Below are 13,145 nucleotides of genomic sequence, written 5' to 3'. Positions count from 1 at the left end.
CGGGCGGACTGTCGCCACACTCGGCCTACGTTTGGTGCGCACGTCCGCGATACGCGAGAGCGGAGAACACGCACACCACGGCGGTGAGCGCTGTCTCTCCCCACCAGAAGCGGGGCCAGTCGGTGACGCCGTTTTTCGTGCAGGCGGCATGCCACCAGCCGCCGCCGAGGTAGCCGATGAGATTGCCCACACCGCCCATCAGCAAGGCCAGCAAGGCTTGTGCCCGTGCGCGCCATTTCGGATCGACGCGCTCTTCGAGGTATATCTGCGTGGTGATAAAATAGAGCGTGTAGGCGAAGCCGTGCAGCAGCGTGCCGACCAGGAGCCATGGCAGCGTGGCGAGAGCGTTGCAGGCGTAGCGCACCACGCAGATCGCGATGCCAGAAAGGAAGACCCATTTCAGCCGCACCCGGGCTAAAACACCGGCCAGCAGCAGCATGACGAGGATTTCCGTCGTCTGGCCGAGCGAGATCACGGCAGAGATGTTTTGCACGCCCAGATCATGCAAATGCCGCGAGGTGTAAGGGTAAAACGCCGCCAGCGGCACGCAGTAGAGAGCCGCTGTGATGAAGACGACGCGATGGTCACGGTGCTTGAGCAGTTCGAGCGCGTCGAGGCCGAGAATCTGCCGCCAGGTGCGGTGTTGCACGACCTCCCCCGGCGGAATCATCGGCAGCCGCCACGTCAGCGTCATCACCACGAGCCACAAGCCCGCCGCGGTGACACCCGCCACGAGCGAGGCATCCGCCTTGAGCACGAAACTGACGATCCAGCAGCCTGCCATCCACCCCGCCGTGGCCCAGGCGCGCAGCGGGCCGAACTGCTGCTTCGCATCATGCAGTTGAGAAAACACGATGCTGCTCGTCACGCTCCAAACCGGCGTGGCCAGGAGCGCCAGCCCCTGGGCGCAGGCCAGCACGGCGGCATCGCCCCAGCCCCAGGCCAGCGAACCGCAGGTGATGAGCAGCGCCACACACGTCGCCGCGGTCAGCCAGCGCAGCAGCAGCACGGGCGAATGCTTTTGATCCGCCAGCGCCCCGACGAACAGCGGCGAGATGAACGCCGCGATCGAGGTGGTGGCCAACACCCAGGGCACCAGATGACCGCGACCGTGCGCGGCGAACACATTCGCCAACGGCACGCCCCACATGCCCATCGGCATCGCCGTGCAGAAAAACAGCGTCGCAAGCATGCGGCGGCTGGCTTTGGCGTCCGTGGTCGGGTCGGGCATCGTTGATATGGGGAATAAACGAGACTGCCGGAAACTCCAACGCCACGATTGAAAAAAGCGCTCCTTGCACCCCCGGCCCGCCTTTCCATCTTCCGCGACCCTTTTCTCCCGACCCCGAAACCACCATGGAAAACGTCATCATCATCGGCACCGGCTGCGCCGGCTACACAGCAGCGATTTACACCGGACGCGCCAATTTGAAGCCCCTGATCCTCTCCGGCAACATGCCCGGCGGCCAGCTCACGACCACGACCGAAGTCGAAAACTTCCCCGGCTTCCCTAACGGCATCATGGGACCGGAATTGATGATGAACATGCAGACTCAGGCGGAGAAGTTCGGCGCGCGCATCGAGTACTCGCTCGTCAGCAGCGTGAAAAAGACTGCAGCAGGCCATTTTGAAGTGCATACCGAAGGCGGCACCGTTTATGAGGCTCAAAGCGTCATCGTCGCCACCGGTGCCTCGCCGAAACATCTCGGCCTGCCGAACGAAAAATCCCTCATCGGCCACGGTTTGACGAGCTGCGCCACCTGCGATGGCGCTTTCTACCGCAACGTGCCTGTCTGCGTCATCGGCGGCGGTGACTCGGCCTGCGAAGAGGCCGGCTTCCTCACCAAATTCGCCAGCACGGTTTATTTGATCCACCGCCGCGACGCCCTGCGCGCCTCGAAGATCATGGCCGACCGCGCTTTGGCAAATCCGAAGATCAAACCCGTCTGGAACAGCACCGTCTGCGAGTACCTCACCGATGAAAAAGGCGAGATGCGCGCCGTTATGCTCGAAAACCTCGTCACCGGTGAAAAGAGCGAGCTGGAGTTGAAGTGCGTCTTCGTCGCCATCGGCCATGTGCCAAACGGTGCCTTCCTCGGCGATCTCGTCGATACCGACGAAAACGGCTACATCCTGCAAACCCAGGGCACGCGCACGAAGACCGAAGGTTTGTTCGCCGCTGGCGACGTGGCCGACCATGTCTATCGCCAGGCCATCACCGCCGCAGGCCAGGGCTGCGCCGCCGCCTTGGAGGCGGAGCGCTACCTTGCGGACAAGGGCGTGCATTGATTGACGCTGGACAGATGCCCTGCGGCGCGGCATACATCGCGGCGAAAACGCGCCCCCTTTACCCCACGCATGAGTCAACAGGTCGTCCCCCAAGCCCTTCGCCTTCTTCTGCTCGCCACACTCGCCCTGCTGGCCTCCTGCCAGAGCGGAGGATCGCGTGGACAGACGCAGTATCTCGAAGCCTTCAATCCGGCCAGCATCCCGCATTCCTCCATGTACAACGCCGACCAGGTGTCCTACTGGGACGGTGATGGCGTTAGCGGCAGCCCGAGCATCACCATCGACCTGAGTGATCAGAAAGCCTACTTCTACAAAGGCGGCACGTTGGCGGGTGTCTCGGCGCTTTCCACCGGGGACGAAAAGCACCCGACGAAGACCGGCAGCTTCAAGGTGATCCAGAAAGATCAGTGGCATAAATCCAACCTCTACGGCGATTTCGTGGACAGCGCTGGAACGGTCGTGATGGCCAACATCGACGTCACCAAGGACAAGCCGCCGCCCGGCACACGCTTTGAAGGCTCCAAGATGCATCACTTCATGCGCTTCACCGGCGGCATCGGCATGCATGAGGGCTTCCTGCCCGGCTATCCTGCCTCCCACGGCTGCGTGCGCATGCCCGGCCACATGGCCGCCACGTTTTACCACAACGTCTCCACCGGCACGCCCGTCACGGTGCGCCCATGATCCCTCGCCTGCCTTCGCATGATTTCAGACACGGCCCTCGAGATCAGCCCCACGGATGTCAGCTATCTCCTTGGACGCCCGGGAGAGCGTGATTTCCGCCTCATCGACTGCCGTGAGGAGAGCGAGTGGCAGATCTGCCGCCTGCCAGACGCTCAGCTCGTGCCCTTGTCCCGCTTTGGCGAACTGGCCCAGCAGGTCTTCACCAACACCCAGGAGCATCTCATCATCTACTGCCACCATGGCATGCGCAGCCAGCGCGCCGCGCAATGGCTGCGCGAGTACGGTTTCAGCCGTGCGCAAAGCATGCGCGGCGGCATCGACGCCTGGGCCGATTTGGTCGATCCTGAGACGCCGCGTTATTGAAACGTCCGTTTGACGACCGTGCCGCTGGCGTGGAAGAACAGGTGCGGCTAGTTTTCATTCCCCCCTCAAACGCAGCATGGTTCGACTCCTCACCCAGCAAGGTCAGCTCATCGACTGGAACGACGAAAAGACGCAGCCGTTCCCGGACAATCTTGTCTTCCTCGATCTGCTGAATCCTGGCCGTGCCGAAGAGCTCGAAGCGGAAAAATGGCTCGAGTACCAGCTCCCCACGCGTGAGGAAATGCAGGAGATCGAGGAGTCCAGCCGGCTCTACATGGAAAAGGGCGCTCTTTACATGACCGCATGGCTTCCCGTGGGTCTCGACACGCCCGATCCCGACAGCACCGCCATCTCCTTCGTCATCGCGCCCGACTGCCTCACCACCGTGCGTTACGCGGACCCCATGGCCTTCCGTGTCCTCGTGGACCAGGCCAAGCGCCAGTGCAGCATGCCGCTGAGCAGCGACGCCGTCTTCCTCCTGCTGCTGGAATTGATCGTCGCCCGCATCGCCGACGCGCTCCAGGGCGTGGAAGGCGACATGAAGAAAATCTGCCGCGACATCTTCACCGTCGATCCACACAAGGCGCATGCCGCCGTGGAAAAAGACCTCAGCGATGTGGTGAAGCTGCTCGGCCGCCGCAGCGCCCTCGTGGCGAACCTGCGCGAAAGCCTGCTCAGCCTCAGCCGCATGCTGCAATACTTCCTCAACAACGCCGCCACCTGGATGCGCGGCGATCTCGCCAGCCAGTTCCGCAGCGTCATGCGCGACATCAAGAGCCTGGATGAATACACCGGTCAGCAGATGCAGGAGATGACCTTCCTGCTCGAGTCCACGCTTGGCCTCATCAACATCCAGCAGAACCAGATCATCAAAATCTTCACCGTCGCCAGCGTGCTCTTCATGCCGCCCACGCTCATCGCCAGCATCTATGGCATGAACGTCGGCCTGCCCTCCCAGAATCAGGGCTGGGCCTTCCTCTTCGTGATGTTCGTGATCGTCCTCTCCGCCATCGTGCCGATCTGGTTCTTCAAGCGCAAGCGGCTGCTGTAGCGGGGCGCACCACTGATTTTTCAACCACGGAATACACCGAATACACGGAAGTTCTGAACTGCTGCTCTGCTGGTTTCCGTGTGTTCCGTGTGTTCCGTGGTTAAAGTGATTGAACCAATGCCGTCATCGGGAAGTCCGCGCTGGGGGTGTGCTGCGTGGCCATGATCGTTTTCATCTTGGCGATGAGATCGGGATGCTCCGCCGCGACGTTCTTCGTCTCAGCGGGGTCGGTGGCGATGTTGTAGAGTTCCTCGCTGACAGGCGCGGCTTTGGCCTTTGCCTTGCCTTTGGCGGCGAGATTGCGGCGCACGAGCTTCCAATCGCCCATGCGGAGCACCTGCTGGCCGCCGTAGCCGTGGAACTCGCGATAGAGGAACTCACGCTCGGGTTGTTTCTCGCCCAGCAGCGTCGGCGCGAAGCTGATGCCGTCTGTTTTCGGTGTTTTATCCTTGGAGCCGATGAGTTCGGCGAGCGTCGGCATCCAATCTTCAAAGCCGGTGATGCGGTCGCTGGTGATGCCTGCCTTGATCTTGCCTTTCCAGCGCACGATGCCAGGAGAGCGGATGCCGCCCTCGTAGAGCGTGCCTTTGCCATCGCGGCGGCCTTCGCTGGAGTTGAAGAAGGCGCAGTCGGTGCCCGCGAGGCCCTGGTGAGTGCCGCTAACGGGGCCGTTGTCGCTGGCGAAGACGAAGATCGTGTCGTCATCGAGGCCGAGTTCGGCGATGAGCGCCATCATCCTGCCGATCTCGCGGTCCATGCGGGTGATCATCGCGGCGTAGGCGGCCTTCGGTTTGAAATGCGGCAGGTAGCCCTTGCCACCGGGATAGGGCGGGTCGTCGAACTTGCCGAGGTATTCCTGCAAGGAGTCGTCCGGCACCTGGAGCGCGACATGCGGCACGGTGGTGGGCCAGTAGAGGAAGAAGGGCTTGTCCTTGTTGTCGCGGGCAAATTTGAGCGCCTGCTCCGCGATGAGATCAGCGGAGTATTCGGTGCCTTGGAAGCGCTGGTAGCTCTCGGGCTTCGTCGGATCTTCGTCGGGCTTGAGTTTGTCGTTGGAGGTAAACGGCGGGTTCTTCAGCTCGATGGTCTGATCGTTGTCCCAAAGATAGGTGGGATAGAAGTTGTGCGCCACGCCCTGGCAGTTGTAGCCGAACCAACGGCCAAAGCCTTGCTTCAACGGTTCGCCGGTCGATCCAGGACCACCCAGCCCCCACTTGCCGAAACCGCCGGTGGTGTAGTTCATGACCTTAAAAACCTCAGCGAGCGTGATGGTGGCATCTGGAATCGGGAACTGGCCTTCGTGCTCCGGCTTGCCCATCTTGGGCAGGCCTTTGGCATTGTCAGCCTGGCGGTTGTCACGAATGAAGGTGTGGCCGGGATGCTGGCCGGTCATCAGCACGCTGCGGGAGGGGGCGCAGACGGCGTTGCCACAGTAATGCTGGGTCAAACGCATGCCCTCCGCCGCCATGCGGTCGAGATGCGGTGTCTTGATGATCTTCTGGCCGTAGCAGCCGAGGTCGCCAGGACCCAGGTCATCAGCGAGGATGAAGATGACGTTGGGCTGGCGGGCGGGCGCGACGAGCGTCAGAGCGAGAAGGAGAAACAGGTGCTTCATGGTCGGGTTGAAACGGCGGCGGGGGCGGTTTCTTGTTTCACATCATGCTTCGGCAGCGTGTCGAGCTTCCAGTTCAACCACAGCGTGAGCAGCAGCATCGTGGCGATGAGCAGGGCGATGAGATAGAAGCCGGGACGGGAGAGAAACTTCATGGGGATGGCCGAAAGAAACGAAAGAAGGCGAAAAAAGCCAGCGGCGGAGCGATTCAATCACACACAACTCTTCCATGAACTGGCCTCTGCTTCTCATTCCACTCCTGCTGGTCAGCCAACACGCCAGCGCACTCCCCGAAGCTGAAATCCAACGTTACATTGACGAGGCGATCAAGGCAGGAGGCGGCGAGGTGGTCATCCCGCCCGGTGTGCACATGATCGAACGTGGCCTGGTGCTTAAGGACGCAAAGAAGCTGCGCCTCATCGGCCTGGATGCGGAGGAAACGGTGCTAAAGCTGCCACCGGTGGCTTACGCTGTCGCTTCTGGCGTCTCCGAAGCAGGAGCGTTGAGCATCGCAGTCAAAACACAGCGCGGCTTCAAGCCCGGCATGCGGTTGAAGATCGAGGCGGATGGTGAGACGGACTCGTTCACGAAGAAACCCAGGCCCTATCATCTCGCCGTCGTGAAAACGGCGGAGAACGATGCGATCCAACTCGAAGCGCCGCTCAAATTCCCGGTTCCCGATGGCACCATGATCCGCCATGAGGACGCGCCGAACTTGATCGAGATTCGTGGAGCCAGCGAGGAGGTGCATCTCGATAAACTCACGCTGGATGGAGGGCGGGTGGAAAGCGATCCGCCAATCCGCGGTCATGCGCAGCTTTGCGCGATCTTTGCCGCCGGAGTCTATAGTTATGAAAAGGGGCCCACGGGACCGCAGGTGAAAAAGCTGCGCATCTCACGCTGCTTCATCCAGAACTGCCACGGACGCGGCATCGCGCTCTACTCGGTGGAAAGCGCTGAGATCGACGGTTGCACGATCCGCGACACCTCGGACGAGGCGATCGACTTTGACCACTTCACGGTGAAATCCATCGCCACGCACAACCACATCGCCCGCAGCCTGACTGGCGTGGAATTGAACGACGCGAAGGACTGCCTCGTGGCCGGGAACGACTTCCGCGAATGCGGCACGGGCATCAACCTGTGGCGCTGGTGCAAGCAGCCGGGCCTGAACGAGGGCAACATCATCGCGCAAAATGTGTTCGAGAGCACGAAGGGCAACGCCGTGCAGATCGCCACCGGCACGAAAGGCAACACCATCGTGCAGAACGAGATCACCGGCAGCGGCAAAAACGGCATCATCCTTTCCGGCGAAGGTCAGATCGTAAAGGCGAACCGCATCACCAGCAGCGGGATGAAGGCCATCGCGGTCAACGAGGGCAAGCACGACGTCGTCGAGTGATCAGATTCCGTACAGCGCCTTCACCAGCCCCTGCACGCGCTCGCCTGGCAAAGCGCCGACCTCCATTTGATTCATGACGTAGGCGAAACCGATGCCGTTCTCTGGATCGGCAAAGGCGAGACTGCCGCCCGCGCCAGGATGACCAAAGGCACGACGGCTGGGTCCGTAAAGCTGGCGCAGCTTGCCGCCGTCGGACTCGGGATCTTCGTTCAGCGGATCTTGCATCATTCCAGCGGAGAAGGCGATGGGCGTGAGCAAAACCGCGTCATTTTCCTGCGTGAGCGTCTGCTCAAGATGACGGACGACGGACTCCGGGATGATCTGCGCGTCGTTCCAGCGCCCGCCCTGGGCGAGCATGCTGTAGAATTGCGCCAGACCACGCGCGCTGCCGACACCACCCATGCTGGCGTAGCCACGCGCCCACATTTCGCTTTGATTGAAGTCGTTCACGGCGTTCAGGCCGAAGGGCGAGGTGAAGGTGCGCTGCGTGAGCGAGCCGGCGGTGTTGAAGGCCTTGATGAAGGGCTGGTCGCTGTTGGAAATGCTGATTTTACCGGGATAAACGGGAGAAACCCGGTCCCACTGCGCGCTAGGCAGTCCAATCCAAAAATCGAGCGCCATGGGGCTGCCGAAAACCTCGCGGAAGTATTCGCCAAGAGATTCGGTCTCGGCCAGACGGCGGACGACTTCATCGAGCAGGAAGCCAAAGGTGCGCGCGTGATAGCCCTGGCGCATGCCCGGCTCCCACAGCGGATGCTGGCGCTCCAGCGCCTCGACGACAGCCTCGTAATTGTAGATCGGCGTGCGCACATCCAGCGCACATAGACCGGCGGTGTGTGTGAGCAGATGAACGAAGGCGACGTTCGATTTGCCACCGCCGACGAACTCCGGCCACACTTCAGACACCGGACAATCCAGCGGGATGCCGGCTTCTTCGAGCGCGAGCAGGCAGCAGACAGCGGCCGGGCCTTTGGTGGCGGACCAGACGGGCACGAGCGTGTTTTCATCCCACACCCGCGTGCGGGCGCGGTCACAATGGCCGTGCGAAAGGCTCAGCACCTCGCGACCATGCTGCCAGATGGAGACAGAGGCCCCCATCTCCCAGCGTGTGCGGAAGCTTTCCTCAAACCAGGCCCGCACGGCCTGGAGATTCTCGGCACTGGCTGGCGCGCTCATGCGTGTTGGGCCTCCAAACGGACACGGAGGGCGTCGAGATCGCGGTCCTTCTTCGCATGCTGGCGCAGGTCGCCGTCCATCTCGAAAGCGCGCTCCAAATAAGAAAGCGATTGGTCGAAATGACCGAGGCGGGCGTGATAGCAGCCCATGTTGTAATAGAACACCGGCTTCGTGCGCAGAGAGGCGGGGCCACGCGAAAGCACATCGACGGCCTCGGTGGTCTTTCCCAGCTCATGCAGGCAAAAAGCCGCATGAATGTAGCCACCGGGCTCAGCCGGCTCCTGCTGGCAGAGCTTGGTGGCCAGCGCCAGCGCCCCGGCCCATTGCTGCCGCCCCATGAGGCAGAGCAGCATGATCTCAATGACATCCACACGTTCATGCATCGCCGCAGGCAGCGGAGACAGCTCTTCCCGGGCCTCCTCATAGAGACCCAGCTCCACATAACCCTGGGCGGCGATGATTTTGCGTTCGGCGTCGGTCATTTTCGATGCGATGCCAGGATGAGAACGCAAAGCGCGCCTAGGAACAAGGTTTTTCACGCCCCTCCGGCGGCGAAGTGGCAAAAAGCTCATGGTGCTTTAGCCACACGCAGCTTTTTGGCGATTTCCATCCGGCTGGTAATCTCCCAGCCACCCCAGGTGGCAATGTAACTGACCAAGGCACCGGCCGCCCCGAGGATGATGCCGCCCATCAGCATGACGGGCGCATGCTCCTTGAGCACGATCCAGGCATCCACCATCGAATCCGGCAGCTCACTGGGAAACGGCGTGGTCGGCACGGTGGTGTACAGCGCCAGAAACCATTTGCCGATGAGGTACTCCAGCCAGGCTATGAAAGGGATGGTGAACGGATTACTTAGCCAGCAGAGGGCGATGGCGACGGGGATGTTCACCCGAAAAATGGCAGACAGGATGGTGGCAGTGGGCATCTGGATGGGCAGCAGTTGCAACGTGATGAACATGCCTACCGCCATGCCGCCGGACAGTGTGTGCTGCGTGGGCCGCCAGACGCGTTTGTCGAGAAAATGCCGTGCGAACCAGCGCATGGCGGGCCTGTCCCGCAGTTTGCGCGGGTGTTTGAGAAAGCGGATGGTCTTGAAGACCGAACGCCGGAACCAGCCCTGGAACATCGCCCGCATTTCAGTGCCCCCCTCCGGTGGACGCCCAGGCGATCAACGCACCGCCGAGCGCGATGCGGTACCAGGCGAAGCCGTTGAATGTGTGGCTCTGCACGAAGCGGATGAGCCATTTCACCACGATGAAGGCCGAAAGGCCGGACACCAGCGTGCCGAGCGCCACCATCGCCCAGTCCTCATTCCCCGCCTCGCCATCCTTGATGGCAGAGAGGATTTTGAAGCCCCCGGCGGCCATCAGTGTGGGAATGCCGAGCAAAAACGAAAACTCGGTGGCCGCAGGCCGGGCGACGCCAAAGGCCATCGCCATCAGGATGCTGGCTCCTGAGCGGGAGGTGCCGGGAAACACCGCCGCGAGGAGCTGCGCCAGCGCCACCGCCACCACGACCGTCCAGGTGACGTCCGGCACGCCGGTCTTGCCTTTGTGCAGAAATTCCAGCACAAGGATGATCACGCCGCCGATCAACGTGGCCCAGGCCACAGGTGGAATCGTCTCCGGCAGCTCAATGTCGAGTTTCTTGATCGCCAGACCACCGACGGCAGTGATGAAGAACGACACGAGCAACTTGAGCAAATAATCACGCGTCCTGGCATCTCCAAGCGTCGTGGCGAGATGTTTCACTCGCTGCGTGAAGACCGCCAGCACCGCCAGCACCGCGCCGCTCTGAATCACCACATTGAAAAGATCGCTCTTATTTGGCAGCCACCCAAGATTTTGCGGGATGAGCAGATGCCCGGTGGAGGAGATGGGCAGGAATTCGGTGACACCTTCAATGATGCCGAGGAGGATGATCGCGAGCCAGTCTGGCATGGAAAAGGGGTGGTGGTGTGAAGCAGATTGAGAAAGTGGACTTTCAGGCTTGGCCGGGAGCTTTGCAAGCCCGTGAGCTTCACTCGCTGCAATCACTCTGGAAATTTCGCCTCAGCTCAGTCATCTCTTGCAGAGAGATTGTTTTCAAGCTGGCCTTTGCGACGAAGTTGGCTAACCTCAAGACCCTTTTCAGGCATGCCAGCCAGTGCCCCCAGCCCACTCCATCTTTTTATGTGCCGATACCGTCCGGCTTGGTGCGCCATGCTGTGGTTTTGCGCCGCCTGCCTGCTGCTGACAACCAACGTCACCGCCCAGTCAGGTTCCACCATCCGGGTTCGCCTGGCGGACGGCTTTGATTTTCCTGTGGGCAAGCCGGATGCCGAAGGCTTCTACAAATCCCGTGGTTACTGGCCCAACGGACACCTCGGTGAGGACTGGAATGGCAAAGGCGGCGGTGACAGCGACCTCGGCGCGCCGATTTACGCTGCCGCGCGCGGCGTGGTGATCTTCTCCCAAAACATCGGCGTCGGCTGGGGAAACTGCATCCTCGTTCGCCATGTTTACCGCGAGCAGGACGGCCGCATCGCGATGGTGGACTCCCTCTACGCCCATCTTCACGAACGCAAGGTGCGGCTGCATGATCTGGTCGAAAAAGGACAGCTCGTGGGCACCATGGGCGGCAACAACGGCATGTATTTTGTGCATTTGCACTTCGAGATGCGGAAAAATCTGCACATCGGCATGAACCGCAGTTCATTCGCCCGCGACTCATCGAACTATTACAGTCCCACGGCCTTCATCAACGCTCACCGCGCGCTTTCCTCCAGCGCCCAAAAATACGACGTGCCGGTCAACAACTTCGCCCCCTACGGCCGCTCCCTGGCAGATGTGGACAGTGGCGGCTCGCGCTCTGCTGGGGTTGCCGTGCCTGCTTTCAGCGCCAGTTCGGCTGTGGGCGGAGGCGACGCGGCCGCGAAACCGTCAGATGATTTCTGGTCCCGCCTGAAGAGCAAAATGCGTGGTGGCGAGGTCGTCCCCGCAAATGAGGATAAGCGCTAAGCCCCTGTGGCACAAGAATAGCCCTTGCTTCATCACCACCTGTGGTGGCATCTTTGCTGCTGTCTAAGGTCAGCCTACTCCCGGCCATGCAACTCCCTTACCGCCCTGTTTTCTCCCGCACTCGTTTTGGCGGCAGTCTTGTTCCCGTGCTCATTGTCGTCGCCGCACTCGTTTTGAGCACGGCGATCTTTTTCCTCTTTACCCGGAAGAAAATGGTGGCGCAAAAAGAGACTGAGGCGACCGCCGCCGTCGCTGCGGCTAAACCGGCAGCAGCAAAACAAGAACCTGCCAAGCCGGTCGCCACATCTGTTCCCAAAGCGCCCCCGCCCACCCCGCCGCCTGCGCCAGTGTCCTTCGGCTTCGCCCGTCCGCTGGATCTGGGCAAGCAGCTCGTCCGCAGCCTCGCCACCGGCGACTTCACCACCGCAGGCAAACTCGCTGCCGCCGCAGACGCCGCGCAGTCGGACAATGCCGCGATGCTTTTCAAGGAACTCGCAACCATGGGCTACAAGCCCGGGACCGAAAATCAGGTGGCGCTGCTCGGCTTGGTGGAGAATCGCACCCGCATCGCCATTCCCTTCACCAAACCCGGATCGAGCGAAACCCTCAGCATCCAGCTCGATCTTGAACGTGACGAGCGCATGGGGTGGAAGATCGCCAAGGCCATGCTGCCGAAGGAAATGAGCGCCGCCGTCGCCAGTCTGCCGCAGCCTTCGGCCACACCTGCCGCCACCAGTGCCACGCCGCCCGCGCCCGGCACGCTCGCTCCGATGAGGCAGCTTTTCGCTGTCGAGGAAAGCTCAGACGCGCTCGCCTTTGCCAGTGATTTCGTCAGCCACCTGCTGAAGCACGACTTCGCCGCCGCGCGCAAATTTGTGGATGAGACCAAGGTGCCCGTCGAGCGACTCGTCGGGCTCTGCATCGTGTTTGAAGAGGGCAAGTACTCGCTCAATGCCAGCAAGCCGCTCATCGTCACCATCGCCAACCCGGAGGTGTCCTGGGTCATCGCACAGGTGCAGTCCGAGGAGTTGCAGCAGACCACCGAGTTCGGCGTCGAGCTCAAACGTGCCGACACCGCCCAGCCATGGAAGGTGGCCGGGTTGAATCTCTCCGACATCCTCGGTTCCTTCGCCAAAAACGCCTCGAAACTCGGCGTGCCCTACACGCCCATCGTGAAGAACCCGAAAGGCGGCGAATCCCTGGCCCTCTACTTTGAATATGACCGCGCCGAGCTGCACCCCCGCGCCCAGAAGCAAATCGAGGTCATTGCCGCATTGATGAAGGCCGACCCGTCGAAAAAACTGCGGATCGCCGGTCACACGGACGAAAAAGGCGCGGATTACTACAACATCAATCTCTCTCGCAACCGCGCTGAAACCGTGAAGCAGCAGCTCGTCGCTCTCGGCGTGCCTGCCGCGCAGGTGGAAACCGAAGGCATGGGCAAGGCACAGCCGCTCAGCCCGAACAAAAAATCCGACGGCACCGACGACCCCGAAGGCCGCAGCCGCAATCGCCGCGCCGAGATCTACCTCGATTTCTGATTCTTCAGCGTGTCTTGCGCCGTTG

Annotated in this window: 14 protein-coding genes; 7 read left to right on the top strand and 7 right to left on the bottom strand. The window is 61.5% G+C overall.

The genetic code is table 11. From position 1 onward, the window contains the following. Positions 1 to 25: 25 nt before the first annotated feature. Positions 26 to 1,231 carry an MFS transporter gene (locus ACILSI_RS10480; protein ID WP_395721827.1) on the bottom strand — a complete coding sequence of 402 codons (1,206 nt, stop codon included), beginning with the start codon at positions 1,229 to 1,231 and terminating at the stop codon, positions 26 to 28. Between the two features lie 125 nt (positions 1,232 to 1,356). Here ACILSI_RS10480 and trxB point away from each other — a divergent pair, with 125 nt between their 5' ends. The 4 genes from trxB to ACILSI_RS10460 all read left to right on the top strand — a co-directional run bounded on the left by trxB (position 1,357) and on the right by ACILSI_RS10460 (position 4,387). Further along, positions 1,357 to 2,289, top strand: a complete 933-nt coding sequence (gene trxB, locus ACILSI_RS10475; RefSeq protein ID WP_395721826.1) for a thioredoxin-disulfide reductase — start codon at positions 1,357 to 1,359, stop codon at positions 2,287 to 2,289. 69 nt (positions 2,290 to 2,358) lie between these two features. Further along, entirely contained in the window at positions 2,359 to 2,973 is a 615-nt protein-coding gene (locus ACILSI_RS10470) for a L,D-transpeptidase family protein (protein WP_395721825.1), read from the top strand. An 18-nt stretch (positions 2,974 to 2,991) separates the two neighbouring features. Beyond that, complete coding sequence (locus ACILSI_RS10465) at positions 2,992 to 3,336, top strand: rhodanese-like domain-containing protein (protein WP_395721824.1); 345 nt, start codon at positions 2,992 to 2,994, stop codon at positions 3,334 to 3,336. A 76-nt stretch (positions 3,337 to 3,412) separates the two neighbouring features. Beyond that, positions 3,413 to 4,387 carry a magnesium transporter CorA family protein gene (locus tag ACILSI_RS10460; protein WP_395721823.1) on the top strand — a complete coding sequence of 325 codons (975 nt, stop codon included), beginning with the start codon at positions 3,413 to 3,415 and terminating at the stop codon, positions 4,385 to 4,387. Positions 4,388 to 4,487: 100 nt separating this feature from the next. Here ACILSI_RS10460 and ACILSI_RS10455 read toward each other — a convergent pair whose 3' ends face one another. Together ACILSI_RS10455 and ACILSI_RS10450 are read right to left on the bottom strand one after the other, a co-directional pair. Then, positions 4,488 to 6,002 (bottom strand): arylsulfatase, encoded by a 1,515-nt coding sequence (locus tag ACILSI_RS10455; RefSeq protein WP_395721822.1) that lies wholly within the window; start codon positions 6,000 to 6,002, stop codon positions 4,488 to 4,490. After that, positions 5,999 to 6,154: a hypothetical protein gene (locus ACILSI_RS10450; RefSeq protein WP_395721821.1), complete on the bottom strand. Its 156-nt coding sequence runs from the start codon at positions 6,152 to 6,154 to the stop codon at positions 5,999 to 6,001. Before ACILSI_RS10450 ends, ACILSI_RS10455 begins: the two co-directional genes overlap by 4 nt. A 74-nt stretch (positions 6,155 to 6,228) precedes the next feature. Here ACILSI_RS10450 and ACILSI_RS10445 point away from each other — a divergent pair, with 74 nt between their 5' ends. Further along, positions 6,229 to 7,401, top strand: coding sequence for a right-handed parallel beta-helix repeat-containing protein (locus ACILSI_RS10445; protein ID WP_395721820.1), 1,173 nt, complete (start codon positions 6,229 to 6,231; stop codon positions 7,399 to 7,401). Here the strand turns inward: ACILSI_RS10445 and ACILSI_RS10440 are convergent, their stop codons facing one another. From ACILSI_RS10440 to ACILSI_RS10425, 4 genes are all read right to left on the bottom strand, one after another. Beyond that, positions 7,402 to 8,577 carry a serine hydrolase domain-containing protein gene (locus ACILSI_RS10440; RefSeq protein ID WP_395721819.1) on the bottom strand — a complete coding sequence of 392 codons (1,176 nt, stop codon included), beginning with the start codon at positions 8,575 to 8,577 and terminating at the stop codon, positions 7,402 to 7,404. Then, on the bottom strand, positions 8,574 to 9,059 hold the full coding sequence (locus ACILSI_RS10435) for a TPR end-of-group domain-containing protein (protein ID WP_395721818.1): 486 nt from the start codon (positions 9,057 to 9,059) through the stop codon (positions 8,574 to 8,576). The genes ACILSI_RS10440 and ACILSI_RS10435 overlap by 4 nt, the downstream gene beginning before the upstream one ends. A gap of 86 nt (positions 9,060 to 9,145) precedes the next feature. Next, positions 9,146 to 9,715, bottom strand: a complete 570-nt coding sequence (locus ACILSI_RS10430) for a DUF2062 domain-containing protein (protein ID WP_395721817.1) — start codon at positions 9,713 to 9,715, stop codon at positions 9,146 to 9,148. Between the two features lies 1 nt (position 9,716). Continuing rightward, positions 9,717 to 10,520, bottom strand: coding sequence for an undecaprenyl-diphosphate phosphatase (locus tag ACILSI_RS10425; RefSeq protein ID WP_395721816.1), 804 nt, complete (start codon positions 10,518 to 10,520; stop codon positions 9,717 to 9,719). A gap of 231 nt (positions 10,521 to 10,751) precedes the next feature. On the opposite strand from ACILSI_RS10425, the gene ACILSI_RS10420 reads away from it, so the two are divergent. Together ACILSI_RS10420 and ACILSI_RS10415 are read left to right on the top strand one after the other, a co-directional pair. Further along, positions 10,752 to 11,579, top strand: a complete 828-nt coding sequence (locus tag ACILSI_RS10420) for a M23 family metallopeptidase (RefSeq protein WP_395721815.1) — start codon at positions 10,752 to 10,754, stop codon at positions 11,577 to 11,579. A gap of 86 nt (positions 11,580 to 11,665) precedes the next feature. Further along, entirely contained in the window at positions 11,666 to 13,120 is a 1,455-nt protein-coding gene (locus tag ACILSI_RS10415; RefSeq protein WP_395721814.1) for an OmpA family protein, read from the top strand. Positions 13,121 to 13,145 lie beyond the last annotated feature (25 nt).

Source organism: Prosthecobacter sp., from assembly GCF_044232965.1.
Taxonomy (GTDB): domain Bacteria; phylum Verrucomicrobiota; class Verrucomicrobiia; order Verrucomicrobiales; family Verrucomicrobiaceae; genus Prosthecobacter.
Note: the sequence above shows the minus strand (reverse complement) of the source record. Positions and strands in the feature narration are given on the sequence as shown.